27 protein-coding genes are annotated in these 23,131 nt (G+C 41.3%); 25 read left to right on the forward strand and 2 right to left on the reverse strand.

All coding sequences use genetic code 11. From position 1 onward, the window contains the following. Positions 1-3: 3 nt before the first annotated feature. Entirely contained in the window at positions 4-522 is a 519-nt protein-coding gene (gene hfq, locus ACFN7Z_RS07405) for an RNA chaperone Hfq (protein ID WP_063454285.1), read from the forward strand. Positions 523-639: 117 nt separating this feature from the next. Here the strand turns inward: hfq and ACFN7Z_RS07410 are convergent, their stop codons facing one another. Both ACFN7Z_RS07410 and ACFN7Z_RS07415 read right to left on the reverse strand, forming a co-directional pair. Beyond that, entirely contained in the window at positions 640-1,944 is a 1,305-nt protein-coding gene (locus tag ACFN7Z_RS07410) for a peptidylprolyl isomerase (RefSeq protein ID WP_010326863.1), read from the reverse strand. Next, on the reverse strand, positions 1,944-4,403 hold the full coding sequence (locus ACFN7Z_RS07415) for an LPS-assembly protein LptD (RefSeq protein ID WP_010326862.1): 2,460 nt from the start codon (positions 4,401-4,403) through the stop codon (positions 1,944-1,946). Before ACFN7Z_RS07415 ends, ACFN7Z_RS07410 begins: the two co-directional genes overlap by 1 nt. A 121-nt stretch (positions 4,404-4,524) precedes the next feature. Here ACFN7Z_RS07415 and ACFN7Z_RS07420 point away from each other — a divergent pair, with 121 nt between their 5' ends. The 24 genes from ACFN7Z_RS07420 to cmk all read left to right on the forward strand — a co-directional run bounded on the left by ACFN7Z_RS07420 (position 4,525) and on the right by cmk (position 23,050). After that, positions 4,525-5,541 carry an aminoglycoside phosphotransferase family protein gene (locus tag ACFN7Z_RS07420; protein ID WP_010326861.1) on the forward strand — a complete coding sequence of 339 codons (1,017 nt, stop codon included), beginning with the start codon at positions 4,525-4,527 and terminating at the stop codon, positions 5,539-5,541. Next, positions 5,538-6,227, forward strand: coding sequence for an N-acetylmuramate alpha-1-phosphate uridylyltransferase MurU (gene murU / locus ACFN7Z_RS07425; protein WP_010326860.1), 690 nt, complete (start codon positions 5,538-5,540; stop codon positions 6,225-6,227). The genes ACFN7Z_RS07420 and murU overlap by 4 nt, the downstream gene beginning before the upstream one ends. 84 nt (positions 6,228-6,311) lie before the next feature. Further along, the gene (gene rsmG, locus ACFN7Z_RS07430) at positions 6,312-6,944 is read left to right on the forward strand and encodes a 16S rRNA (guanine(527)-N(7))-methyltransferase RsmG (RefSeq protein ID WP_004696825.1); all 633 of its coding nucleotides are present in this window, start codon (positions 6,312-6,314) and stop codon (positions 6,942-6,944) included. A 25-nt stretch (positions 6,945-6,969) separates the two neighbouring features. After that, entirely contained in the window at positions 6,970-7,752 is a 783-nt protein-coding gene (locus ACFN7Z_RS07435) for a ParA family protein (protein ID WP_005401148.1), read from the forward strand. Continuing rightward, complete coding sequence (locus ACFN7Z_RS07440; RefSeq protein WP_004696828.1) at positions 7,749-8,636, forward strand: ParB/RepB/Spo0J family partition protein; 888 nt, start codon at positions 7,749-7,751, stop codon at positions 8,634-8,636. Before ACFN7Z_RS07435 ends, ACFN7Z_RS07440 begins: the two co-directional genes overlap by 4 nt. 35 nt (positions 8,637-8,671) lie before the next feature. After that, positions 8,672-9,325 carry a MotA/TolQ/ExbB proton channel family protein gene (locus ACFN7Z_RS07445; RefSeq protein ID WP_005401149.1) on the forward strand — a complete coding sequence of 218 codons (654 nt, stop codon included), beginning with the start codon at positions 8,672-8,674 and terminating at the stop codon, positions 9,323-9,325. A gap of 8 nt (positions 9,326-9,333) precedes the next feature. Next, positions 9,334-9,756 (forward strand): biopolymer transporter ExbD, encoded by a 423-nt coding sequence (locus ACFN7Z_RS07450; RefSeq protein WP_004696832.1) that lies wholly within the window; start codon positions 9,334-9,336, stop codon positions 9,754-9,756. Then, on the forward strand, positions 9,756-11,483 hold the full coding sequence (gene msbA / locus ACFN7Z_RS07455) for a lipid A export permease/ATP-binding protein MsbA (protein WP_010326858.1): 1,728 nt from the start codon (positions 9,756-9,758) through the stop codon (positions 11,481-11,483). The genes ACFN7Z_RS07450 and msbA overlap by 1 nt, the downstream gene beginning before the upstream one ends. A gap of 3 nt (positions 11,484-11,486) precedes the next feature. Further along, positions 11,487-12,491 carry a tetraacyldisaccharide 4'-kinase gene (gene lpxK, locus ACFN7Z_RS07460; RefSeq protein ID WP_130235076.1) on the forward strand — a complete coding sequence of 335 codons (1,005 nt, stop codon included), beginning with the start codon at positions 11,487-11,489 and terminating at the stop codon, positions 12,489-12,491. Positions 12,492-12,499: 8 nt separating this feature from the next. After that, positions 12,500-13,261: a 3-deoxy-manno-octulosonate cytidylyltransferase gene (gene kdsB, locus ACFN7Z_RS07465; protein ID WP_130235075.1), complete on the forward strand. Its 762-nt coding sequence runs from the start codon at positions 12,500-12,502 to the stop codon at positions 13,259-13,261. 19 nt (positions 13,262-13,280) lie between these two features. Beyond that, entirely contained in the window at positions 13,281-14,264 is a 984-nt protein-coding gene (locus ACFN7Z_RS07470; protein ID WP_005401153.1) for a DNA polymerase III subunit delta' C-terminal domain-containing protein, read from the forward strand. Between the two features lie 14 nt (positions 14,265-14,278). Continuing rightward, positions 14,279-14,620 (forward strand): PilZ domain-containing protein, encoded by a 342-nt coding sequence (locus tag ACFN7Z_RS07475; RefSeq protein ID WP_005401154.1) that lies wholly within the window; start codon positions 14,279-14,281, stop codon positions 14,618-14,620. Positions 14,621-14,646: 26 nt separating this feature from the next. Further along, positions 14,647-15,420 (forward strand): TatD family hydrolase, encoded by a 774-nt coding sequence (locus ACFN7Z_RS07480; protein ID WP_005401155.1) that lies wholly within the window; start codon positions 14,647-14,649, stop codon positions 15,418-15,420. Between the two features lie 45 nt (positions 15,421-15,465). Further along, positions 15,466-16,080, forward strand: coding sequence for a TetR/AcrR family transcriptional regulator (locus ACFN7Z_RS07485; RefSeq protein WP_004696845.1), 615 nt, complete (start codon positions 15,466-15,468; stop codon positions 16,078-16,080). 12 nt (positions 16,081-16,092) lie between these two features. Continuing rightward, the gene (locus tag ACFN7Z_RS07490) at positions 16,093-16,662 is read left to right on the forward strand and encodes a type II secretion system protein (protein WP_010326852.1); all 570 of its coding nucleotides are present in this window, start codon (positions 16,093-16,095) and stop codon (positions 16,660-16,662) included. A gap of 34 nt (positions 16,663-16,696) precedes the next feature. Further along, positions 16,697-17,098 (forward strand): prepilin-type N-terminal cleavage/methylation domain-containing protein, encoded by a 402-nt coding sequence (locus tag ACFN7Z_RS07495; RefSeq protein WP_005401157.1) that lies wholly within the window; start codon positions 16,697-16,699, stop codon positions 17,096-17,098. Beyond that, positions 17,095-17,715, forward strand: coding sequence for a type II secretion system minor pseudopilin GspJ (gene gspJ, locus ACFN7Z_RS07500; protein WP_005401158.1), 621 nt, complete (start codon positions 17,095-17,097; stop codon positions 17,713-17,715). The genes ACFN7Z_RS07495 and gspJ overlap by 4 nt, the downstream gene beginning before the upstream one ends. 78 nt (positions 17,716-17,793) lie before the next feature. After that, on the forward strand, positions 17,794-18,744 hold the full coding sequence (gene gspK / locus ACFN7Z_RS07505) for a type II secretion system minor pseudopilin GspK (RefSeq protein ID WP_010326849.1): 951 nt from the start codon (positions 17,794-17,796) through the stop codon (positions 18,742-18,744). 122 nt (positions 18,745-18,866) lie between these two features. Further along, positions 18,867-19,463 carry a 6-carboxytetrahydropterin synthase gene (locus ACFN7Z_RS07510; RefSeq protein WP_004696854.1) on the forward strand — a complete coding sequence of 199 codons (597 nt, stop codon included), beginning with the start codon at positions 18,867-18,869 and terminating at the stop codon, positions 19,461-19,463. A 41-nt stretch (positions 19,464-19,504) separates the two neighbouring features. Then, the gene (gene ung / locus ACFN7Z_RS07515; protein WP_004696856.1) at positions 19,505-20,218 is read left to right on the forward strand and encodes a uracil-DNA glycosylase; all 714 of its coding nucleotides are present in this window, start codon (positions 19,505-19,507) and stop codon (positions 20,216-20,218) included. Continuing rightward, complete coding sequence (locus ACFN7Z_RS07520) at positions 20,215-21,336, forward strand: enoyl-CoA hydratase/isomerase family protein (RefSeq protein WP_005401160.1); 1,122 nt, start codon at positions 20,215-20,217, stop codon at positions 21,334-21,336. Before ung ends, ACFN7Z_RS07520 begins: the two co-directional genes overlap by 4 nt. Before the next feature lie 5 nt (positions 21,337-21,341). Further along, positions 21,342-21,842 (forward strand): tRNA adenosine(34) deaminase TadA, encoded by a 501-nt coding sequence (tadA, locus tag ACFN7Z_RS07525; protein ID WP_005401161.1) that lies wholly within the window; start codon positions 21,342-21,344, stop codon positions 21,840-21,842. A gap of 75 nt (positions 21,843-21,917) precedes the next feature. Beyond that, positions 21,918-22,349, forward strand: a complete 432-nt coding sequence (locus ACFN7Z_RS07530; RefSeq protein ID WP_010326848.1) for an SRPBCC family protein — start codon at positions 21,918-21,920, stop codon at positions 22,347-22,349. 17 nt (positions 22,350-22,366) lie between these two features. Continuing rightward, positions 22,367-23,050 carry a (d)CMP kinase gene (cmk, locus tag ACFN7Z_RS07535; protein WP_005401162.1) on the forward strand — a complete coding sequence of 228 codons (684 nt, stop codon included), beginning with the start codon at positions 22,367-22,369 and terminating at the stop codon, positions 23,048-23,050. The last annotated feature ends 81 nt before the right edge of the window (positions 23,051-23,131 follow it).

Consider the following 23,131-nt stretch of genomic DNA (forward strand, 5'->3'; position numbering starts at 1 on the left):
AACATGTCTAAAGGTCAAACTTTGCAAGATCCGTTCTTAAATTCTCTCCGTAAAGAACGTATTCCAGTCTCTATCTTCCTTGTAAACGGTATTAAGTTACAAGGTCATATTGAATCTTTCGACCAATATGTTGTTTTATTAAAAAATACAGTAAGCCAAATGGTTTACAAGCATGCAATTTCTACAGTTGTTCCTGCACGTAACCCGCGTCCTGCTGGTGCACCTGCTGGCGCTGGTCAACAAGGCGGCTTTGGCGGTCAACAAGGTGGCTTCGGCGGTCAACAAGGCGGCTTCGGCGGTCAACAAGGCGGCTTTGGCGGTCAACAAGGCGGCTTTGGCGGTCAACAAGGTGGCTTCGGTGGTCAAGGTGGCTTTGGTGGTCAAGGTGGTGGCTTTGGTAGTCAAGGTGGCTTCGGTGGTCAAGGTGGCTTCGGTGGTCAAGGTGGCTTCGGTGGTCAATCGACTGGTTTTGATGGCGAATCAAAATTTGAAGACACTCAAGATGACGAAAATAATCGTTAATTGATTGTTTAAAAAAGCCTCTCACATGAGAGGCTTTTTTTATACCTAATTTTTAGTTTTCATCCAAGTGGAAAATAAAAAACCAGCATAAATGCTGGTCTTTCTATGTATCCAAACTTATGACTTGTTGTTCTTACGGTCTAAGTTCGGATCTTTAATTTCAACATAAGCTCTGTTACGGGTTTCACGTAACCAGCTATCAAGCTCTGCATCAAATTGACGCTCACCTAAAATTTGACGTGCCATACGCTCTTGGTATTCAGCAGTCATGTCTTGTTGACGTGTTTCAGTCACTTGAAGAATATGCCAGCCAAATTGGGTTTGGAAAGGTTTACTAGTTTGACCTACCGGTGTATTTTTCATGGTTTCTTCAAACTGAGGAACCATCACACCTGGGCTGACCCAACCCAAACTCCCGCCATCACGTGCTGAACCTGTGTCATTAGAGTAGGTTGAAGCTAAGACTGCAAAGTCTTCACCTTTTTGAACGCGGTTATACAGGCTTTCGATCATTTGTTTAGCATTTTCAGGGCTAACCACTTCAGAGGGTTGGATCAAAATATGGCGTGCTTTGTATTGAGGCACAATCGCTTTTTGCTCAGCACCTTTACGTTCAACTAGTTTTAAAAGATGTACACCATCTCGTACTGTAATTAAATCTGTGGTTTGTCCCACTTGGAGTGGACTCACACGTGCTGCAAGCTCGCTAGGGATGTCAGAAAGTGCTCTAAAGCCCATATCTGCACCTTCAACTTTGGTGCCAGCAGTACTGAGCTTTTTAGCAATTGCAGCGACGTCATTGTTGTTTGCTAGAACAGTTTTGACTTGCTTCGCCACAGCGTCAGCATTGTCACCTGAAACACGCACATGTAGCACATGTACTTGATTGCCAAGTGCTGCTTGACCTTGTGGGGTATTTAAGAAGTTTTTAACATCTTGGTCTGAAATTTGGATACGGGAGGTAACGATTTGTTGGCGCAAACGATTGATTGCTAAATCTTCAGCAACGCGACTACGCAAAGAAGCATAGGTTCCCGGTGCCATTTTATCGAGCTTTTGTTGGAATGCTTCTAGGCTTGTGCTACCAGATTGTTTTGCAACATTTAAAACCGCTTCATTCAAGCTTTTTTCATCAGGTTGAATGTTGTAACGCTTCACTTGTTCAAGCTGAGTCTGACGAATAATCAGTTGCTCTAATGCTTGTTGTGCCAAATATTGCTCTGGTGGGACTTGTTTCTTTTGGCTCTCAAGTTGATGTTTGAGCTCAGCCATGCTTGCTTCTAAGTCACTCTTCAAAATGACACTGTTATCGACAACAGCAACAACTTCATCCGACGCATGTACAAAAGTTGGAATAGCGGTTGCGAGAGCTAAAGCCAAAGCACTCGCTTTAAAAAATTGTTTGAACTGTTTTGTCTTCATTAACGGTCTGTCCAAGTCTGATTAATATTGTTAAAGCCTAGAATACGATTTTCTAGTAATGATGAAAGTTTACTGTTGAGTCCGCCTAAGCCTTTAAGCGTAATTTCGGCCATAATTGCACGTTTAGGTTCTACACCTGCAGCATTGACGTCATCCAAGTCGTTATAGTACTCACGACCATAAACGGAGATCCCCCAACAGCAAGACTCGTAATTGACACCAAGGAGGTATTCACGAGCGACATTGTTGTCTAAGTCATATTGAGCGTGGCCCATAATACGCCAGTTGTTATGGATAGGTTGTACAAAAGATGCAACCACTTGGTCGTAATGTTCTTGACGATCTGCAATTTCTTTACGATAGAAATAGCCAACGTTATAGAGGTTGCCTTTATCACCCGTAAAGTAAAGTTGTAAGTCGCGTTGCGCATTATCGCCATTCGCCATCCATGCTGAGTTTGCACCGAGGGTAAAGTTTTGCGAGAGCTGGCTAGATACGCTGACAATCGGCCCAGAGTGATTTTCTCTGTCAAAGACATCTGCTGTTTGGTCAAGCGTTACGCGGCGGTCTTCGAAATAATAGCTTTGGCCCACACTGGCTTTTAAGCGTTCTAAACCCACAGTATCAAATAAGCTATAACTTAAGCCCAGTGACAAGAAGTTATTGTCTTCTAGACGGTCATGGCCATAGAAGCGATTTGCACTAAACAACTGATCATAGTTGATCGATGCTGTTGCAGAGTCAAAGTTTGGTGCGTCATCTTGATTTTTATAGGGTGCATAGGCATAGAACATACGTGGACTTAACGTCTGTAAGAAAGTGCCTTCTTTTTCAAAGGTTAAACCTGCATCAAAAGTCACCTGTGGCACGACATAAGATTTGTCGTTCGATGAGCGGTTGGTGTTGTCAAACTCATTGATGGTGTCTTGATCGTAGAATGTGTTCACATTACGAATAGATACTTCAGGAATGGCGAAAGCCCACGGTGTACGGTAGTTGTAGCGTACAGAAAAGTCATTATAGACACGGGTGCCGCTTGGTTCAAAGCTATCGTTGGTATCACCGTCGATAGCCCCAAAGTCCTTTTTAAAGTAAGCCGTATCGTTGTTGAACTCGTACTCTAAACCGAGAGCGTTGCCTGCTTTATAGTTGAGTAAGAACTGTGGTAAACGTGCATACGGACGGTCAACGTAGGGTGTAGTTTCGTCTAGTGTTTGGAAGTCTTCAACTTTCAGTTGGGCTTTTAGACCAGGAATTCCATTTTTATAGTTTAACTCCCAAGCACGACGCAGGTTTAAGTCTGTCTTGGTGTTTGGGTTATTGCTTAAGTCAGTAAAGTAGTCTTTGTCTGAAGCATAGTTATATTCAAGGTTGGTTGAGAACTGTTCATTGATTTGCCAGTTATGTAAAAAGTGCAAATCTTTACGGTCTTCATCGTCATATTTTCGGTCAGAAGCTAAGTAACCCCCCCAAATTTGACCTGAACCAAAGTTTTCGGTTAGATAGCGGAACTCACCCTCAAACATTGGGCCGCGGTCGCTGATATAGCGTGGCGTAGCAGTCGCGTCGTAGTTAGGTGCTAAGTTGAGATAAACAGGTACTGCAAGCTCGACACCACCATCATTGGTGAAGCCAAAACTTGGTGTCAAAATACCGGTAGTACGACGGTCATCAATCGGGAAGTTGAAATAAGGAACTGCGAGAACGGGTACATCTTTAACATAAAGTTTTGTGCCGCGTGTTTCACCACGGCCAGTTTCTTGATTTAACTTAATTTCGTCTGCTTGGATTTTCCATGTTGGCGATTGCTCTGGTGGGCAGGTGCTATAAGTTGCATTTTTTAGCGTGGTGGTCGTTTGTGACTCACGTAGGATTTGTTCAGCCCGCCCATGCGCATGTTGTTCTTCTGAAATATAGAAACTGTTTTTCAGATCGCCTTGTTGAGTTTTTAGGTTGTAATTGATTTGGTCGCTTTGCGCTAATAAACCACTTTGCGCCATTTGCACGCGTCCTTCAGCATTGGCAAAAGTCTGAGTCTGGTCAATGGTGATTTTATCGGCACGAATTTGACGACCTTCTTGATCAATCAGAACATTACCTTCAAGAACAGAGTCACCTTGTGGGTTGTAGTGACCATAGTCCGCTGTAATGGTGGATGTCGCATTGGCTGCGTCAGCAGCTTTGGTTTCAGGGCTTACAGGGGTTAACCATGTGCCTTGGCAATACGCGGAGCTTAAGTAACGACCTTGGCGCTGTTGAGCTTCAGGAGATGACTTATCGACATAGTATTGTTCAAAAAACTTTTGCCCAGGATAGCTTTCTTGTAGTGCTTGTTTTAGCGATTGTTGTTCGTCTGAAATAGACGTGGTTGGTGTTGCAGCATAGCTTGTGATTGAGCTACCACAAAGAAGGGTAAATATCGCAGTCGCTAAAGGATTAAATTTAAACTGATGCTTCATGTGTCTCATTTACCAAGTATGCTTAAAACGCAATTAATTATTGTCGCATCATAGAGAAAAAGTTGATAAGTGGCTACACTTAGCACTTTAAAAACTCAGCCTGTATTAGAATTTATCGCAAATGAATACACAACGTGAACAATTGATACAAACATGGATTTCATCTGTACTTGGTTCAGATCAATTTGAAATTAACTTTTTAGCAGGCGATGCAAGTTTCCGTCGTTATGCACGAATCAAGTTGAATAATAAAACATTTATGCTGATGGATGCACCACCAGAAAAAGAAGATTGTGTGCCTTTTGTGACGATTGATGAATTTTTTGATACGAACGGTGTTCGTGTACCACATATTGTGGCGAAAGATTTGGAGCAAGGCTTCTTATTGCTTGAAGATTTTGGTGATGTGCTACTGTCTACACAGCTCGATGACAAGACTGTCGATGCACATTATGAGCAAAGTTTTAAACAGTTGATTCAATTGCAATCTATTGATGGTGAAGGTCATTTCCCAGCTTATTCTTATGAGAAGTTAATGACCGAAATGTCGTTGTTGACAGATTGGTTATTGCCAAGTTTACAGATTCAACCTTCTGATGATGAGTCTGCGCTGATTAAACGTACATTTGCAATTTTAGCCAATGCTGCTTTGGCTCAGCCTCAAGTGATTGTACATCGTGATTTCCATAGTCGTAATCTCATGCTTTTGGTAGATGAGCAAGAGCAAGGCGTAATTGACTTTCAGGATGCTGTGATTGGTGCCGATACTTATGATCTGATCTCAATTACACGTGATGCGTATGTGCAATGGAATCCTGAGCGCGTTTATCATTGGTTTAAAGTGTTTTATGACCTATTGCCAGCTTCTGCCAAAGAAGGGCGTGATTTTGAACAGTTTAAGCAAGATGCTGACATGATGGCCATACAACGGCATATTAAGATTTTAGGTATTTTTGTGCGTTTATTTGAACGTGATGGAAAATCAGGTTATCTGAAAGATTTACCACGTGTGATGTGGTATTTACTCGAAGAAAGCAAACCTTATGCAGAATTACAACCTTTCATGCAATTTATTTGCGATAAAGTGATGCCGAAATTTGAAGCAAAATATGGCAAATATGAGGTTGTTGCAGCATGAAAGCAATGATTTTGGCCGCGGGGCTTGGAAACCGTATGCGTCCTTTAACATTATATAAACCGAAACCTCTGCTTGAAGTTGGTGGCAAACCACTGATCGTTTGGCATATTGAAAAACTCAAGCAAATTGGGGTCACAGAAATTGTGATCAATTCTGCATGGTTGGCCGATGTCTTGATTGGTGCACTTGGCGATGGTTCGCAGTTTGGAGTGACTATTCGTTGGACGCGTGAAGAAGAGGGGCTTGAAACAGCGGGTGGTATTATCAATGCTCTACCACTGTTGGGGACAGAACCGTTTATTTTAGTGAATGGCGATGTTTGGACCACTTTTGATTTTGCATCTTTACTTGATGTGCAATTGGACGCCGATTTTGCGCATCTCGTATTTGTACCCAACCCGACACAACATCCCAAAGGCGACTTTATCTTAAATCAAGGGCGTGCTTATACCTTTGAACAAGAGCAGTCAGGCGAAGCACTGACTTATAGTGGTGTTGCAGTTATACATCCACAGATGTTTAAGGGATTGGAAGCAGGTAAGCGTCCGTTGGCTCCATTGCTAAAAGAAGCGATGTCTGCTGGAAAAATTTCTGCCGAGAAAATGCAAGCCGCATGGGTGGATGTTGGCACACCTGAGCGATTAAGTGATCTAGATCTACAGATTCGTCAAGGTATGTACGTTTAAGTGCATAATCACTAAGCGTTAGCTACTGTTCCACGGCTGAGAAATCGGTATACTTCAGTTTAATTTTATTGAGATGTCTTCTTTATGCATCCATTTTTTCAAGACTTAAAGCAAGGTAGTCAAAAGCTTGGCTTAGATTTGAGTGAAGAAGCATTAAATTTATTGCTGAAGTATCAAGACGCACTTGTGCTGTGGAACAAAGCTTACAATTTAACAGCGATTCGCGATCCTAAAGAAATGCTGGTGAAGCATTTATTAGATAGTTTAAGTATTTTAAAAGATTTGCCGAAAGGTCGTTTGCTGGATATTGGTACAGGCGGTGGTATGCCGGGCATGATTATTGCTCTATGCCAACCTGAGCGCCAATGTGTTTTGCTTGATTCCAATGGCAAAAAAATTCGTTTTTTAAAGCAGTTTATTGCAGACTTAAAATTAACCAATGTAATTGCAGTTCAAACGCGTGTTGAAAATGAAGATAGCATCCATGATTTGGGTCAGTTTGATGTGATTACCAGTCGTGCATTTGCCTCTTTAACCGATTTTATCAATGCATCGAAGCCTTATATGCACCCAGACAGCATCATTGCGTCTATGAAAGGTTTGGTTCCGCATGACGAAGTTGAAGCGTTCAAAAACGAATTTAGTTGTGACATTATTGCGTTAAAAGTTCCACGTTTGGACGAACAACGACACTTACTTTTATTAAAACGTATCTAAAAAAATTCAAAGGATTGGGCGGGTCATGGCACAAATTATTGCGATTGCTAACCAAAAAGGTGGTGTAGGTAAAACCACAACCGCAGTAAATTTGGCTGCATCTTTAGCAGTACTTAAAAAGCGGGTTTTATTGGTTGATATGGACTCGCAAGGCAATGCGACCATGGGTTCAGGCATTCAAAAAAATGACCTACTGTATTCAGTGACCGATGTTTTACTGGGTGAAGTGCCTATAGAGACTGCGATTACCAAGGCGGAAGTGGGTTATAAGGTCTTGGGTGCAAACCGTGATTTGGCAGGCGTTGAACTTGCGATTGCTGAGCAAGAAGGGCGTGAGTTTATTCTGCGTGATGCGTTGCAAGAAATTGAACAAACATATGACTACATCATTGTGGACTGTGCGCCCAGCTTAAGCTTGATCACAGTTAATGCACTGGCAGCGGTGGATGGCGTGATGATTCCAATGCAGTGTGAATACTATGCTTTGGAAGGCTTGGCAGATTTAACACAGACCATTGATCGCATTCAACAAGCATTGAATCCTGAGTTAAAAATTATTGGTGTTCTGCGCACCATGTATGATGCACGTAATGCACTGACACGTGACGTGTCTGAAGAATTAGAACAATACTTTGGCAAAAAACTCTATGACACGGTCATTCCACGTAATGTGCGTCTAGCTGAAGCACCTGCGCATGGTTTGCCTGTGATTTATTTTGAAAAAAGCTCGAAGGGCGCAGTTGCTTATTTACATTTAGCAGCTGAAATGATTAAGAAAAGCAAAGTGAAAAAAGGAAGTAACGCATGACCGTTAAGAAACGTGGACTAGCAAAAGGTCGTGGTTTAGATGCCTTACTCGGTTCCATTCAAAAAGAGAAATTACAACTTGAAGCACAAGCTCTTGATCACGGTCAGCTAAAACAAATTGATGTGCATTTATTGCAGCGTGGTGAATATCAGCCACGTCGTTTTATTAATGAGCAAGACTTACAAGAGTTAGCAGCATCGATTGAAAAACATGGTGTGATGCAGCCGATTGTGATTCGTCCAATTGATAATGAAAAGCATCCCTATGAAATTATTGCGGGTGAGCGTCGCTGGCGTGCGGCTCAACTTGCTGGCTTAACGCAAGTCCCAGCCATTGTTCGTGATTTAACAGACCAAGTTGCAATTGCACTGGCGTTGATTGAGAACATCCAACGTCAAGACCTTAATCCGATTGATCAAGCGATGGCATTACAACGTTTTCATGAAGAGTTTGGTTTAAGTCATCAAGAAATTGCGGATACGGTAGGTAAAGCGCGTACCACAGTCAGTAATTTGCTGCGTTTATTAAGTCTAGCTGAGCAAGTTAAAGACTTTATGCAGCAGGGGTTATTGGATATGGGACATGCTCGTGCCATTTTGACTTTGAAAGGGAAAGATCAACTGAAAGTCGCAGAATTGGTGATAGAGAAAAGTTTATCCGTTCGCCAAACTGAACAATATGTTCGTGATCTCAATGCGCCGAAACAAGAAAAATCGAAAACGGAAATTGCACCAGATCTTCAACAATTGACACAGCGCTTAACAGATCGTTTTAGTGCAAATGTCAAAATTGATCATAATAAACAAGGGAAAGGCAAGCTCACGATTCATTATCATTCACTAGATGAGTTGGATGGTATTTTGAATATTTGCTTAGCTGAATAATTTTATTTTCTATTTTAAATACTTGGGGAAGTGTTATGTGGGAATTGGTAAAAGCAGGTGGGTGGCTTATGCTGCCCCTTGTACTCTGTTCGATCTTTACTGTTGCGATTAGCTTAGAGCGTTTTATTCGCTTAAAGAAATCCGCTATTTTACCGAAAGATTTGCTATTAAACCCAGCGCAAAGCGTACAAATGGTTTTGCCTAAACTTAAACAAAATCAGGATTTACAGGCAACGACATTGGGTCGTATTTTGGAAGCTGGTTACCAAAGTAAGGCACAAGGTGAACAGTTTGCACGTGCGCAGATGGAAGCAACAGCTTCTCAAGAAATTGGTTATCTTGAAAAAAATATCAATTTTTTAGGAACATTGAGCGCTGTCGCGCCTCTTTTAGGATTGTTGGGGACTGTATTAGGTATTATCGAGTCATTTTTAATGATTGATATTGGGAATAGTAGTAATCCAACACTGATGATTCCAGGGATTTCTAAAGCACTGATTACAACTGCAGCAGGAATGTTCATTGCGATTCCTGCATTATTTGCTTATCGTTATTTTCAGCGTTTGGTTCAAGAGTACGTTGCTGAATTAGAGCAGCAATCGACTTTGTTTCATGCGGCTTTATTTTATAAGAAAACAGAAACTGTGCTTGAAAACCACGATGATGTTGTTGTGAAACAAGCGAGCTAAGGTGAAGTATGAAATTCAAACGCTCGCAAGTTGAAGATGTTCATATTAACCTTACACCAATGATTGATTGCTTATTATTTATTTTGGTGTTTTTATTGCTGACCACTACATTCAATCAATTTAGTCGTATGAATTTAACCTTGCCTGATGCGCAAGGGGTTCCGCCGAAAACATTTGATCATAAAATCGAAGTGGTGGTAGATTCCACAGGGCATTATTCAATTAATGGTCAGTCTATCGCATCGAAAGATGTTTCAGAATTAAATACCGCAATTAAACAGATTTCCAATGACCGTCGTGATCTAATGTTTGTGATTGCTGCGGATGCAAAAGCAACCCATCAGGATGTGATCCGTGTGATGGATGTGGCCGGTCAGTTGGGATTTGTAAATATCAATATTAGTACCAAAGTGCCTTCTCGAGGTTATTAGTGAAACACGATTTTAAAGTTTATCTACGTCTACTGAGCTATTTAAAACCTTATTGGGGCGTAGCAATTCTTGTGGTGGTCGGTTTTGCTATAAATGCCGCGACAGAGGTTTCTGTTGCTAAATTACTTGAAAAAATTATTGAAGCTATTCAACACCGTGATCAAGGTTTTACAACCTTGTTCCCAATTTTGGTTGTTGTGGTAATGTTTTTCCGTGGGCTGGGTTTGTTCATGGGGGGGTATTTTACGGCTGTCATTTCTAGAAACCTGGTCTTTAATATTCGCCAAGAAGTTTTTGCAAAATTATTGCGTCTTCCTGCACAGTATTATCTGGATAATAACAGTGGTCATATCACTGCGAAGATCATGTTTAATGTGGAGCAGCTTACCGCTGCATCTTCAGAATCATTAAAAACTATTGTTCAACAAGGTCTAATCACCATTGCACTGTTGGGGTACCTGATTTATAGCAATTGGCGTCTGACCTTGTGTATTTTGATTTTTGCACCGTTGATTGGTTTACTTATCCGTAAAGCGGCAAAGCGCATGCGTAAGCTTTCTATTCAAGTCCAAGATACCATGGGTGATGTCAATCACGTGGTACAAGAGACGGTCAATGGTCACTTGGTGGTAAAAGGTTTTGGTGGACAGGCTTATGAACAACAACGCTTTAGAGATACATCTTTAGAGAATTTACGTCGTGGCCTGAAAATGGTGGTTGTGCAGCAGCTGAACAGTCCTGTTGTCCAATTAATCATGTCCATTGCTTTGAGCATCGTCATGTGGATCGCACTACGCCCAGAGATTTTACAGGATACGAGTGCAGGTCAATTTGTGGCTTACATTACTGCAGCGGGTATGTTGAGTAAGCCAATTAAAGCGTTGACTGACGTGAATGAAAAGATTCAACGGGGTATGGCTGCAGCACATTCAGTTTTTGAAATTTTAGATTTACCAGAAGAAAAAAATACTGGGGCTTTAACTCCTGTACTGAAAGGTAATATTGACTTTAAACATGTGAATCTGGTTTATACCGATGGCCATCACGCATTGCATGATTTTAATCTGAGTGTAAAAGAAGGTGAAACAGTCGCTTTAGTAGGGCGTTCTGGTGCTGGTAAAACATCTTTAGTGAATTTACTGGTGCGTTTTCAAGATACGACCTCTGGCCAAATTCTCTTTGATGGTGTTGATATTCATAATATTGAAATCAATAGCTTGCGTACTCAAGTGGCAATGGTTAATCAGCAAGTGGTTTTATTTAATCGCACTGTACGTGACAATATTGCGTATGGTCAGCTTGAAAATGCCTCGGATGAAGAGGTGATTGCAGCGGCAAAAGCAGCTTATGCACATGACTTCATTATGGCTTTACCACAAGGCTACAATACCAAGTTGGGTGCACAAGGTCTCAATTTATCGGGCGGTCAACGCCAACGTATAGCCATTGCTCGTGCGATTTTGAAAAATGCGCCTGTACTGATATTAGATGAAGCCACCAGCGCGCTTGATAATGAATCAGAGTACTTTATTCAGCGTGCCTTCGACGCTGCAATGCGAGATCGGACCACAATTGTAATTGCGCATCGTTTATCCACTATTGAGAATGCGGACCGTATTGTGGTGATGGATAAAGGGCGTATAGTAGAGCAAGGTACACACGCTGAACTTATTGCAAAGCAGGGTGCTTACTATCAGCTACATCAGCGTAATTTTGAGGAAAACTAAGTCATGTCAGGTGCGCAGTTTATTCAGAATGCTTGGAACTCACAGGCAAAGTGGTTAATTGTGCTTCGTCCGCTGTCTTGGTTATATCGAGGTGGTTTTCTTCTAAATTGTAAGTTGTATCGGTGCAATATTAAAAAAGCCTATACGGCTCCTGTACCTGTCATGGTGATTGGTAATATTACTGTGGGTGGGAGTGGTAAAACCCCTCTGCTCATTCACTTGGTGAGTTATCTGCAAAGTAAGAATATTCGAGTGGGTGTGATCAGTCGTGGTTATGGTGCCAAAGGCCCATTTCCGACTATGGTGGATCTCAACTCATTGCCTGAAAATGTAGGTGATGAGCCAACTCTCATCGTGCAATCCACTGATGTACCGATGGCAGTGGGTCCAAATCGCCAAGAAAGTATTGAACTGCTTTTATCTCACTATCCCATTGATTTGATCATTAGCGATGATGGGCTTCAGCATTGGGCATTGAATCGCCAAATTGAATGGATTGTCCTAGATAATAATCGTGGACTAGGCAATGAAAAGTTATTGCCCGAAGGTTATTTACGAGAGCCAAAGTCTAGACTGGATCAAGGCATAGTGATTGAACATGCAGATCATCCTACACGTAGTATGCACATGCACTTAGAAGTTGCAGAGCCTTACTTGTTGAATAGTACTGAGGCAAAAGCTTTCAATCCGCAAGATGATTTTTATGCGGTCGTGGGGATAGGTTTTCCGCAACGCTTTTATCGTACTTTAGAGCGTATGGGAGTGCAGCAGTTCCAGTGTCATGAGTTTGCTGATCATTATGAATATGAGTTAGAGGATTTGGTCTTTGATGATGCCAATCCCATTATTACCACTGAAAAAGATGCAGTGAAAATTTTAGCGCTGCTAAAACAAAACCCTAGTTTTGCCCGTGATATTTGGGTTGTTCCTGTCGATGCAGTGTTATCGACGGCGTGTTATGACACCTTACATCAACAGCTCGCCGCTGTAGGTATTGAAATTTCTTAAGGTCTTTTATGAAGCATATTGTTATTCCTGCGCGTTTCGCAAGCACACGTTTATCTGGAAAACCACTCCTTAAAATTCATGGCCGTGAAATGATTTTACGGGTCGTTGATCAGGCGAAGAAAGTGGAAGGTTTTGATGATCTCTGCGTCGCAACGGATGATCAGCGAATTTATGATCTTTGCATGGCTGAAGGCGTGGATGTAGTGTTGACCTCAGCGGACCATCCTTCGGGAACAGACCGCCTAAGTGAGGTGGCGAAAATTAAGGGTTGGGCCAGTGAAGATATCATTGTCAATGTTCAAGGTGATGAGCCTTTATTGCCGGCGGCTTTGGTCAAGCAAGTCGCGCAACTTTTAGAGTCACAAGTCGATTGTTCAATGTCGACCTTGTGCGAACCAATTCAGCAGTTAGATGAATTTAAACGCGACAGTATTGTTAAAGTGGTGATGTCGAATTACAAACAAGCACTTTACTTTAGTCGCGCCACTATTCCATATGACCGTGATGCTGCAAAGCAAGTGCAACAAACGTTGCATAACCAAGCCTTCCGTCATTTGGGCTTGTATGCTTACCGCGTGAAATTGCTCCAAGAGTATGTGACATGGGATATGGGTACACTTGAAAAGCTCGAAAGCTTAGAGCAACTGCGTGTTTTGGAAAATGGACATCGTATTGCCATTGATATCGCAGAAGCGAACTTACCACCAGGTGTGGATACACAAGAAGATTTAGATCGTTTAAATGCCATGGATGTGGCTCATTTTGCATAATAGAACTTAGGTCATCTACATGAAACAAACGCTGCCTGAGCAGATTTATCCGTGGCATCAAAATATTTGGGAAACTTTAACTACGCGCTTTCCTAATATTGGTCATGGCTTATTGTTTTATGGCAAAAAAGGTTGTGGTAAAGAGATTTTTGCTGAGCAGTTTCTTGCTTGGGTCTTATGTGCGAAGCGGCAGCCAAATCATTTGGCCTGTGGGGAGTGTGGAAGTTGTCAGTGGTTAAAGGCGGATACACACCCCAATTATGTGCACATCACTACCGATGAAGACAATAAGAAACAAAATGTCAAGATCAAAATTGAGAAAATTCGTGATCTGCTGCCTTTTGTACAGCAAACGGTAGATGGTTGGCGCGTCATCATTATTGAACCAGCCGAAGCTTTAAATACAGCTTCAGCCAATGCTTTATTGAAAACGCTTGAAGAACCAGGTGATCGTGTTGTTATCATTTTATTGGCAGATCATTATTTAAAACTGCCTGCAACCATTCGCAGTCGTTTGCAACATTTTGCTTTGGATCGCATAAATGAACAGCAAGCAGAGCAATTTTTAAATCAGCATTTGTCCCATAGCGATTTGGCACAGCAACATTTGTTGATGAATTTGTCTAATCATATGCCGTTACAGGCAATTACATTGTCCGAGAGTGAATGGATTCCTCAACGTGCTGAATTTTTAAAAGATTGGCAAAAGTTGGTGATGGATAAAAATATGCCGATGGCAATTGCAACCAAGTGGAATAAAGTGCTGGCATTTAGTGATTTTAGTCAAATGTTTGAGTACTTGTTGTCAGATTTGATTTGTGTCAAGCTAAATCAGCAATTAAAAAACACTGATTTGGATTTTAGTGTGCTGGCAGAGCGGTATTCACTTGAAACTTTGTTTTCAATTTATGCTGAGTTGCAACAGTCAAAACAATATATTGAACAAAACGTACAAACTAATTTAGTGCTCGACCAATTGTGTATTCGGTTGATGGATGTTTAAAACAGGGGAATTTTATGCAACCACGTATGGGCGGAATCATTCAAGCCAATATTCCAGATAAAGCAACGTTATATGCAAGCTACATGCCTTTTGTAGTTGGTGGTGGTTTATTTATTCCATCCAAACAACCTGTAAAGATGGGAGAGGAGGTCTTTGTTTTGGCAACATTGCCAGAACAAGCACAGAAAATTCCTCTCACAGGTAAAGTGATTTGGATTTCGCAAAAGCAAAATGGAATCAAACTCCAAGGATTTGGTATTCAACTTTCTGGGGAGAAAGGGGTTTATTACAAATCAGAAGCGGAAAAGTTGCTTGCAGGTATTAAGTCTGAAGGGCGAACTAGTTACACTATGTAATTAAGTATATGAAGTAGGAAACGCCTGTGTTTGTAGATACACACTGCCATTTAACCATGCTAGATTTAACCCCTTATGATGGGGATTTAGATTTGGCATTAGCGCAGGCACGTGAAGCGGGCGTTCATCGCTTTATGAGTATTTCAGTCGACATTGATGATCATATAGAACTGGCAAAAATAGCTGCGCGTCATAATGATGTCGGTTATAGCGTCGGGGTACATCCTTGTGAAGATCCTGAAACCATGGCTCGTGCAACCACAGACTATTTAATTGAGTTGGCACAGCCTGAAAAAGTTTGGGCAATTGGTGAGACTGGGCTCGATTATTTTCATAGTACAGATTTCATCGCTGAGCAAAAAGACTGTTTTGCACGACATATTCATGCTTCACAAGCTGTAAAAAAACCAGTTGTTGTGCATACCCGTTCTGCCAAGCACGATACTGTCGATATTATTCGCGCCGAAAAATCGACCCATGGTATTTTGCATTGCTTTACAGAAGACTGGGAAACGGCCAAAGCTGTCTTAGACTGCGGTTACTATGTGTCATTTTCAGGGATTGTATCTTTTAAAAATGCGCAAGACCTGCGTGATGTGGCGAAGCAAGTTCCTTTAGATCGCCTATTAATTGAGACGGATAGTCCTTATTTGGCACCGATGCCATATAGAGGAAAGTCTAATGAGCCAAAGTACGTTCCTTATGTAGCCAAAGCCTTGGCAGATGTATATGATAAGTCCTTGGAAGAGATGGCTTTCATCACAACACAGAACTTTGAAAACCTTCTCAACATGAAGTAAATAAATTGAAACGATAAAAGCGTATAAGAGAGTACTAGGGTGAAAATGGATCGTCAGGCTCAGTTTCGAGCAAGAGAAGCGTTAATTTTCCAAGTGGCTGAACAGTTGCTTTTAGAGAATGGCGAAGCAGGGATGACCCTTGATGCATTGGCTGCGGAATTAGATCTAGCAAAAGGTACGCTCTATAAACATTTTCAAAGTAAAGATGAACTCTATATGTTGCTCATTATTCGTAATGAGCAAATGTTGCTTGAAATGATTAAAGATACAGACAAGCAGTTCCCTGAACATCTTGCTTTTTTTATGTTACATCATTTGCATCATCCTGAACGCACGGTGCTGTTTCATCAAATAGAAGAGCGATTATCGACAACGGGTGTTGGGATCTATCATTTATTTACTGAGCTTTATCAAATTCGAAAGCAACGTCTACGTTTAATTATCCGTATGACCGAGCGGTATTTGGAGTCGATAGAAAGTCAAATGACAGTTCGTGATTATTTGGCATCGATTTGGTCTTTAACGCATGGTGCAGCTGCGATTTTGAACTCTAGTTTTTATCAACGGTATTTGGGTTCGCGTGATACTTTGCGCGTGGCCTACATTGACCAAGCTCTGGCGATGCCTAAACAAACGGGCGCAGCAGGATATCTTGCTTAGCGGATAGGATGTATGAAACAGAAACCACCTTCAAGGATTCAAGGATTTACACTGGTTGAATTGATGGTGGTTATTGTTATTATGGCCATTATGGCGTCATTGGTGATGTTGAATATCAATGGGGTCGATCAACGTAAAGCAGCGCAAGCCCGTGATTTTTTTATCATGGATGTACAGAAAATTGCACGTGAGGCAAATGATCAAGCACGTGTTTTGGCACTAGAGGTTCATCCTGCGACCGATGTGGCTGATTTTTCTTATGCTGTTGTTGAATATAAAAATCCTCAATTTACCATACCCACAGAACAACAAAATAATGCAATGCTGAATCATCAAAAATGGCAAAAATATAATGAGTTCCCGCAGCAAGTGTTAGCCAAAAATGTTTCTTTTGCTGTGCAATCCTTAGACTATGATGTTTCCCCAGCCCGAAACGATGATTTAACCCAAGAGAGTGCACCTAAACTGATTTGGTTGGGGAATGGCGAAGCAAAACCTGTTCGTATTCAATTTTATTATGCCAATGAGCCCGTGGGTGCAGAAATTGAAATTGATCATTTGGGTAAAATAAATGCGAGCTAAAGATTTAAAGAATAGTCTGCCAGCTTGCGCTCGGATGAAACATTATTTCATTAATCCTCACTCAGGATTTACATTGCTGGAAGTGATGGTGGCACTGGCTATTTTTGCTACAACAGCGGTCGCTTTAACCAAAGTGGGTATGCAATATACTCAGTCTACTGGACATGCGATTTTACGTACTAAGTCACAATTTGTTGCCTTGAATGAAATTTCGATGATGGAAATCAATCGTGATTGGCTACAAGGCACGGCCTCTAAACAAATCACCCAACAAGGTGAAACTTGGCAAATTGATAAATCAGCGCAAGCAACGATCAGTACTAATGTGCAACGCGTCAATGTACAAGTGAGCTTGGTGAATACTGAAACTGGAAAAGTAGATTCGGGTGTTACGAGTTTAGTTTTTTTCAACCATCGTGATGGAAGCCAACCATGAAAAAACGCTCAGGCTTTACTTTGGTTGAGTTATTGGTGGCAATCGCGATTTTTGCTGTGCTTTCAGCTTTGGGTTGGAAGGTTTTTGATTATCTGATCAAGATTAAAGAGCGTAATACCCAACATGAACAGCGCTTAGGTCAGCTACAAGAAGCATATCAACAAGTGTTACGTGACACTGTGCAAATTGTACCAGTTACTGCCAATGTTGCGGGGCAGGTTCAACCCGCAGTCATGTTGCAAAATGGTCAGTTGACCTTTAGTAAAACTGGCGTGACTGATCCTTTAATGCAAGGCATACCGCCTGAAGAGCGAGTTGAATATATTTACAAAGCAGATGAAAAAAAACTGTACCGTTATAAATATAAAAATTTAAATCAAACCGGTAATGATCAACCAGAAACCAGTGTTTTACTTGATTCAGTTGATCAATTTCAAATTATGTTACTCAATCCCAATGAAATGGCACAATGGCCTGAGGTGGCATTGAGTGAAAATGATGTAACTCAGGCAAAAATACTACCGCGCGGTTTAAAAATAAACCTCACTGTCAATGAAGTGAGTTATGAATGGGTGTTTAGTTTATTAAATACAGACTTTTTAAAACAAAAAAATTAAGTTGCAGGATATGAAACTCACGGACTCTATGCAAAACCATTTTTCCTTAAATGTCTTCGTTGTAAATAGGTGGATGTTTTGAAGCGCTCTCAGCATGGCATTGCATTGATCACCATTTTGGTGATGGTGGCTTTAGCAACCATCCTTGCGGCTACGATTGCGCAACATCAGCGCAATACCGCAGAGAGTACGGGTTATTTAATGCGACAAAACCAAGCTCTGTTATACGCAAAAAGTGCTGAAGCTTTTTTTTCTGAGCTGTTGGTGGATGATGCTCAAAATGCAGCAGAGGTCGATCATCTACAAGAAACGTGGGCGAAGCCCATGCCTGCTTTTCCAGTGGAAGATGGTTTTGTTTCTGGGCGTTTAGAAGATGAGTCAGGAAAATTTAATTTAAATGCTTTAGTTAAGTCGGATAAAAAGCCGAATGAGGCTGCAAAACTTTGGTTTGAAAAACTGTTGGTACGTGTGGGGTTGCCTGCGCAACTTTCAGAAGCAGTGATTGATTGGCAAGATGAAGATGATGAAGTCAGTGGGCCGATGGGTGCTGAATCTGCTTATTATCAAAGTTTAGCTCAGGGTTACTTGGCGCCAAATCGTGCTTTTTATAATGTTGAACAGTTGAAGTTGGTGCGTGGGTTTGAGGGGCGTAACTATCAACTGATTGCACCTTATGTGAGTGCTTTGCCGAATAATGAATTAAAGGTGAATGTAAATACTGCACCTGCACTGGTGTTGGCTAGCATTGATCCTAAGTTGGATGTATCTGCTATTCAAAATTTACAAAAGCAAAGACAGGCCAATCTGGAGCATTTTTCCAATGTTAATGAACTATGGGAGGTTGATCCATTTAAACAAGTGGACGAGGCTCAGCGGGCTGCTGTTAATGATTTTCTCGGGGTTCAATCGAACTATTTTAAAGCTAGAATTGAAGTATTGCTGAGTGAGCGTAAGCGTCAGTTTAGTGCTGATTTGGTGCGAAAAGATCAGGCGGTATATGTGGCCTATCGGAGCATGTCAGCGTTTTAAAGGATAGATATAAGACTGATATGATTTACCAATTGGATTGAACAATAAAATAAATGAGCATAGGTTTACTTTTGCTTTATAATTAAAGTCAATTCTCAGAAAGTTTGATTGCATTACGGCATATGTTAATTCGTAAGTTATTTAAGTTTGAAAATGCCCATATTGTACGTAACTGTACATCGGATCGTTGTAAACGCTCCATTCATGGTCACAGTTATAAAGTTGAATTACTCCTCAAAGCATCAAAATTAGATCATGGTCAAATGGTTTATGATTTTGGCTTGCTGAAAGGGGTGATTAAAGACCTTTATGACTCTTTTGATCATGCGATTTGTTTTTGGCAAAACGACGATCCAGAATATATCCAAGCATGTAAAACATTTAGTGCACGTTGGGTGTCGCTGCCTGTTTCGCCATCGGCTGAACAATTTTCACGTATTTTCTTTTATCTTGCACAGCAAGTACTCGCGTCGACCGTGACTCAAAACGGTGAAGGCGATGTGGAAGTGTACTCGGTGATTGTGCATGAGACTGATACGGGCTATGCGCAGAGTTTTATTGAAGATATTGAAAATACACAGATGGGGCTTTTAGATTTAAGCCAGATCGAGTTTTCAGAACAAATCCAAGCGGAATGGGCGGATACTGAAATGTATACCAAATTAAAAGAAGGTATCCAATTTCACAATCCGAATGTAGAATTGCAAGTCAAACTGTGAAATTTGTCACGGAATATACAGTAAGGGAATAAGGCGCAAGTATGTCTTTAACAGAACAACAGCAAACCAAGCTTGATAAAATTCAGCTGGATGCCAGTTGGAAACATGGATTAAGTGACTTTTTGCTTAGTACTAAGATGGATGCGTTAAAGCAGTTTCTTGTTACAGAAATAAAAGCGAATAAAGTGATTTATCCGCCAAATGCGCTGATTTTTAATGCATTTAATACGACGCCTTTGGCGAATGTAAAAGTGGTAATACTCGGACAAGACCCATATCATGGGCCGAATCAGGCACATGGGCTCAGTTTCTCTGTGCAAAAGGGGCTTGCTTTACCACCATCTTTACGTAATATTTTCCATGAGTTAAATAAAGATTTAGGAATTGATATTCCTAAACATGGGGATTTAACTCGTTGGGCGCAGCAAGGCGTTTTGCTGTTGAACAGTGTATTAACCGTTGAAGCTGGTCAACCCACATCACATCAAAAACAAGGTTGGGAAGATTTTACCGATCATGTGATTGATGTTTTGAATGAACAGCGCGAACATATTGTTTTTATTCTTTGGGGAGCATATGCGCAGCGGAAAGGACAACGGATTGATCAAGAAAAGCATTTGGTGTTAAAGGCGGCACATCCGTCACCTTTGGCAGCAAATCGTGGTGGATTCTTCGGTTGTAAAGTTTTTTCAAAATCCAATAATTATCTTAAACAACATGGCATTGAGCCTATAGATTGGCAGCTGGACGCATGACATATTCTCCCGTTTCTAAAAACTACCATCCAGATTTGATTGTAGAAGAAGCAAAAAATGGTTGGCGCATTGTTCGTCTGAATAGACCAAAATCACTTCACGCTTTAGATGAAACGATTGTTTCAGTTTTATTTGAAGTGTTTCAAGATTTTCATAGCGATGACGCAGTAAAAGCCATTTGGTTGGATTCAACCACACCAAAAGCATTCTGTGCGGGTGGTGATGTACGTAAACTTCGTCAACTGGTGATTAACGATGAAGTTGAAACAGCCAATCAGTTCTTCGAGCAAGAATATGCTTTAGATTTATTACTACACAACTATGCTAAGCCTGTCTTGGTCTGGGGTGAAGGTTATGTCATGGGCGGTGGTTTAGGTCTGTTTATGGCCGCGCCATTTCGTTTGGTGACACCGCATTCACGTTTAGCGATGCCTGAAATTAATATTGGTTTGTACCCAGATGTGGGTGCAACGCGTTTCTTGGCGGATCGTGGAGCAATTGGTTTGTTCACGGGCTTAACGGGTTCAATCATGACGGCTGCGGGCGCATATGGTATTGGTTGGGCAACACACATCTGTGATGCGCAGCGTAATACGGTGCTTGAGAAAGTTATTAATATCGACTGGAGTCATTATCCAGCAGGTGATTTTAGAGCCATTGATGACACATTAAACAGTATGCATCGTCCTGTAGGTCCAGGTCCATTACAGAACTCTTTGGATGTCATTCATAGTGTATGTCGTGGTGTGAACTTCGAGCATGATTATGATGCTATTGTTGGTTTAAGTGATGCGCGTAGCGATTGGCTTCGTCAAGCCAGTGAGAACTTACAAAAAGGCTCACCAACAACTGCTGCATTAACATGGTTGCTATGGCAGTGGGGCAAGCAGGTTCATTCTTGGAATGAAGTGTTCGAGCTTGAAACCCAAATTTCGGACTGGAAAATCCGTCATGCAGACTTTGTTGAGGGTGTGCGTGCGCGTTTAGTGGATAAAGACTTGTCGCCAGCCTGGAAACAAGGGGCTAGTAATAGCTTAAAGGGTATTTTCGCTGGTAATCCACCAACAACGAGTATTGAAAGCTGGAATGAACTCCTTAAACATTACGATGTAATCTAATCTTTATGACTGATGTTTTAAAAATAGATAGTGAATGGATGCAGCTTGCTTTAGAGCAGGCTGCTATTGCAGCGTCAAAAGGTGAAGTCCCTGTTGGGGCGGTCATTGTGAGTCAAAATAAAATTATTGGTTCTGGCTTTAATGCTCCTATTACGCTAAATGACCCTACCGCGCATGCTGAGGTTCAAGCACTTCGCGATGCTTGCCAAAATACACAAAACTATCGTTTGCCTGATGATGCGGTCATGTATGTGACACTTGAGCCTTGTACTATGTGCGTGGGCGCTTTGGTGCATGCACGCGTTTCAAAAGTAGTCTTTGGTGCGACAGAGCCGAAAGCTGGCTCTCTTATAAGTGCACGTAAATTATTTGAAACGGGTTATTATAATCATCAGTTCTTGGTTGAGTCGGGTTGTTTACATGAGCAATGCTCACAGCAGCTCAGTCACTTTTTTAAAATGCGCCGCGAACAAAAGCGACTATCCCGTCTACAAGAAAAGGGATGAATCCATTCGTAAAATAATAATTTCATGTAAAATGAAATGACAATAATTATTGTCAAATAAGGCGTTGGAACCACCATGAATAATATTCAGATTAAAAAAGAATTTAATGCACCCGTAGAGCAGGTATTTGATTTACTTTCTAAACACTCAACGTATAACGTTGCTTTTGCACCAGTTCAAGTTGTGCGAGTGAAAGATTCAGCAGATCCAGAACGTCCGGATGGGCTTGGTTCTGTACGTCGTATGGGGTTTGGTCCAATTAAACTGTTGCAAGAGCAAATTACATTAATGAATGTGAATGAGCGTATTGAATACAAGATTATTAAAAATCCACTCATCAAACATCATTTGGGTATTATTGAGTTTGAGCCGATTGACTCGAATAAAACGTTAGTGACCTATACGATTGAATTACAAGCACGTGCACCTTTTGTAAGTAAATTAATCCTTGCACAGCTTAAATCTGCGATTAAACTAGGTTTTTCAAAACTCGCTAAATCTGTATAACAAACTTTGGGTAAGCAATGACAGTTCAAATAATCACAATTGATGGTCCAAGTGGTTCGGGTAAGGGCACACTAGCTGCGAAAATAGCAGCTCATTATCAATTTCATTTACTTGATTCGGGAGCGTTATATCGCTTGTTGGGCCTGTCATTGCATCAACAGGATTTGTTGGATGCTTTGTCAAGTGAATTGAGTCAATGTGTCGAAATTGCTAAACATTTAGACATACAATTTTTAAGTTCTGCACAAGGCACACAAGTCTTGCTCAATGGTGAGGATGTTAGTCAAACCATTCGAACTGAGCGAGTTGGTGAGTTTGCATCAAAAGTTGCAACAATTCCTGAGCTTAGAGCTGCGCTGGTTGATCGCCAGCATGCTTTTGCACAAGCACCGGGCTTGGTTGCAGATGGTCGAGATATGGCCACATCCATCTTTCCAGAGGCTCAAGCCAAGATTTATTTAACCGCTTCAGCCCAATCTCGTGCTGAACGCAGAGTAAAGCAGTTGCAGGGTATGGGGCTGGATGCTAAAATAAACGATATTTTAGCTAATATTGAGGCGCGTGATAAACGTGACATGGAGCGCGAAGTTGCTCCACTCAGACCAGCAACTGATGCCTACATCATTGATAGTTCTGAATTGAACATTGATGAGGTGTTTCAGCTTATGATGGCTTATATTGATAAGCAATTAGCAAACTAACGAATTTTTATATTCAGCAGAAGCATAGCTTGATCAGTTCAAAATGGACTATGTAGACGCTTAACTAAACCGGCCTTGTCT

This window comes from Acinetobacter sp. P1332, from assembly GCF_044057475.1.
GTDB lineage: Bacteria > Pseudomonadota > Gammaproteobacteria > Pseudomonadales > Moraxellaceae > Acinetobacter > Acinetobacter johnsonii.

Coding starts and splice junctions, on each gene's coding strand:
- ACFN7Z_RS07450 (WP_004696832.1), top strand. CDS start 9,334: ATGAAATTCAAACGCTCGCAAGTTGAAGATGTTCATATTAACCTTACA.
- murU (WP_010326860.1), top strand. CDS start 5,538: ATGAAAGCAATGATTTTGGCCGCGGGGCTTGGAAACCGTATGCGTCCT.
- ACFN7Z_RS07520 (WP_005401160.1), top strand. CDS start 20,215: ATGACATATTCTCCCGTTTCTAAAAACTACCATCCAGATTTGATTGTA.
- ACFN7Z_RS07420 (WP_010326861.1), top strand. CDS start 4,525: ATGAATACACAACGTGAACAATTGATACAAACATGGATTTCATCTGTA.
- ACFN7Z_RS07445 (WP_005401149.1), top strand. CDS start 8,672: ATGTGGGAATTGGTAAAAGCAGGTGGGTGGCTTATGCTGCCCCTTGTA.
- lpxK (WP_130235076.1), top strand. CDS start 11,487: ATGTCAGGTGCGCAGTTTATTCAGAATGCTTGGAACTCACAGGCAAAG.
- ACFN7Z_RS07415 (WP_010326862.1), bottom strand. CDS start 4,403: ATGAAGCATCAGTTTAAATTTAATCCTTTAGCGACTGCGATATTTACC.
- ACFN7Z_RS07410 (WP_010326863.1), bottom strand. CDS start 1,944: ATGAAGACAAAACAGTTCAAACAATTTTTTAAAGCGAGTGCTTTGGCT.
- hfq (WP_063454285.1), top strand. CDS start 4: ATGTCTAAAGGTCAAACTTTGCAAGATCCGTTCTTAAATTCTCTCCGT.
- rsmG (WP_004696825.1), top strand. CDS start 6,312: ATGCATCCATTTTTTCAAGACTTAAAGCAAGGTAGTCAAAAGCTTGGC.
- cmk (WP_005401162.1), top strand. CDS start 22,367: ATGACAGTTCAAATAATCACAATTGATGGTCCAAGTGGTTCGGGTAAG.
- ACFN7Z_RS07495 (WP_005401157.1), top strand. CDS start 16,697: ATGAAACATTATTTCATTAATCCTCACTCAGGATTTACATTGCTGGAA.
- ACFN7Z_RS07440 (WP_004696828.1), top strand. CDS start 7,749: ATGACCGTTAAGAAACGTGGACTAGCAAAAGGTCGTGGTTTAGATGCC.
- ACFN7Z_RS07435 (WP_005401148.1), top strand. CDS start 6,970: ATGGCACAAATTATTGCGATTGCTAACCAAAAAGGTGGTGTAGGTAAA.
- ACFN7Z_RS07490 (WP_010326852.1), top strand. CDS start 16,093: ATGAAACAGAAACCACCTTCAAGGATTCAAGGATTTACACTGGTTGAA.
- ACFN7Z_RS07510 (WP_004696854.1), top strand. CDS start 18,867: ATGTTAATTCGTAAGTTATTTAAGTTTGAAAATGCCCATATTGTACGT.
- ACFN7Z_RS07485 (WP_004696845.1), top strand. CDS start 15,466: ATGGATCGTCAGGCTCAGTTTCGAGCAAGAGAAGCGTTAATTTTCCAA.
- gspJ (WP_005401158.1), top strand. CDS start 17,095: ATGAAAAAACGCTCAGGCTTTACTTTGGTTGAGTTATTGGTGGCAATC.
- kdsB (WP_130235075.1), top strand. CDS start 12,500: ATGAAGCATATTGTTATTCCTGCGCGTTTCGCAAGCACACGTTTATCT.
- ung (WP_004696856.1), top strand. CDS start 19,505: ATGTCTTTAACAGAACAACAGCAAACCAAGCTTGATAAAATTCAGCTG.
- tadA (WP_005401161.1), top strand. CDS start 21,342: ATGACTGATGTTTTAAAAATAGATAGTGAATGGATGCAGCTTGCTTTA.
- ACFN7Z_RS07470 (WP_005401153.1), top strand. CDS start 13,281: ATGAAACAAACGCTGCCTGAGCAGATTTATCCGTGGCATCAAAATATT.
- ACFN7Z_RS07530 (WP_010326848.1), top strand. CDS start 21,918: ATGAATAATATTCAGATTAAAAAAGAATTTAATGCACCCGTAGAGCAG.
- ACFN7Z_RS07475 (WP_005401154.1), top strand. CDS start 14,279: ATGCAACCACGTATGGGCGGAATCATTCAAGCCAATATTCCAGATAAA.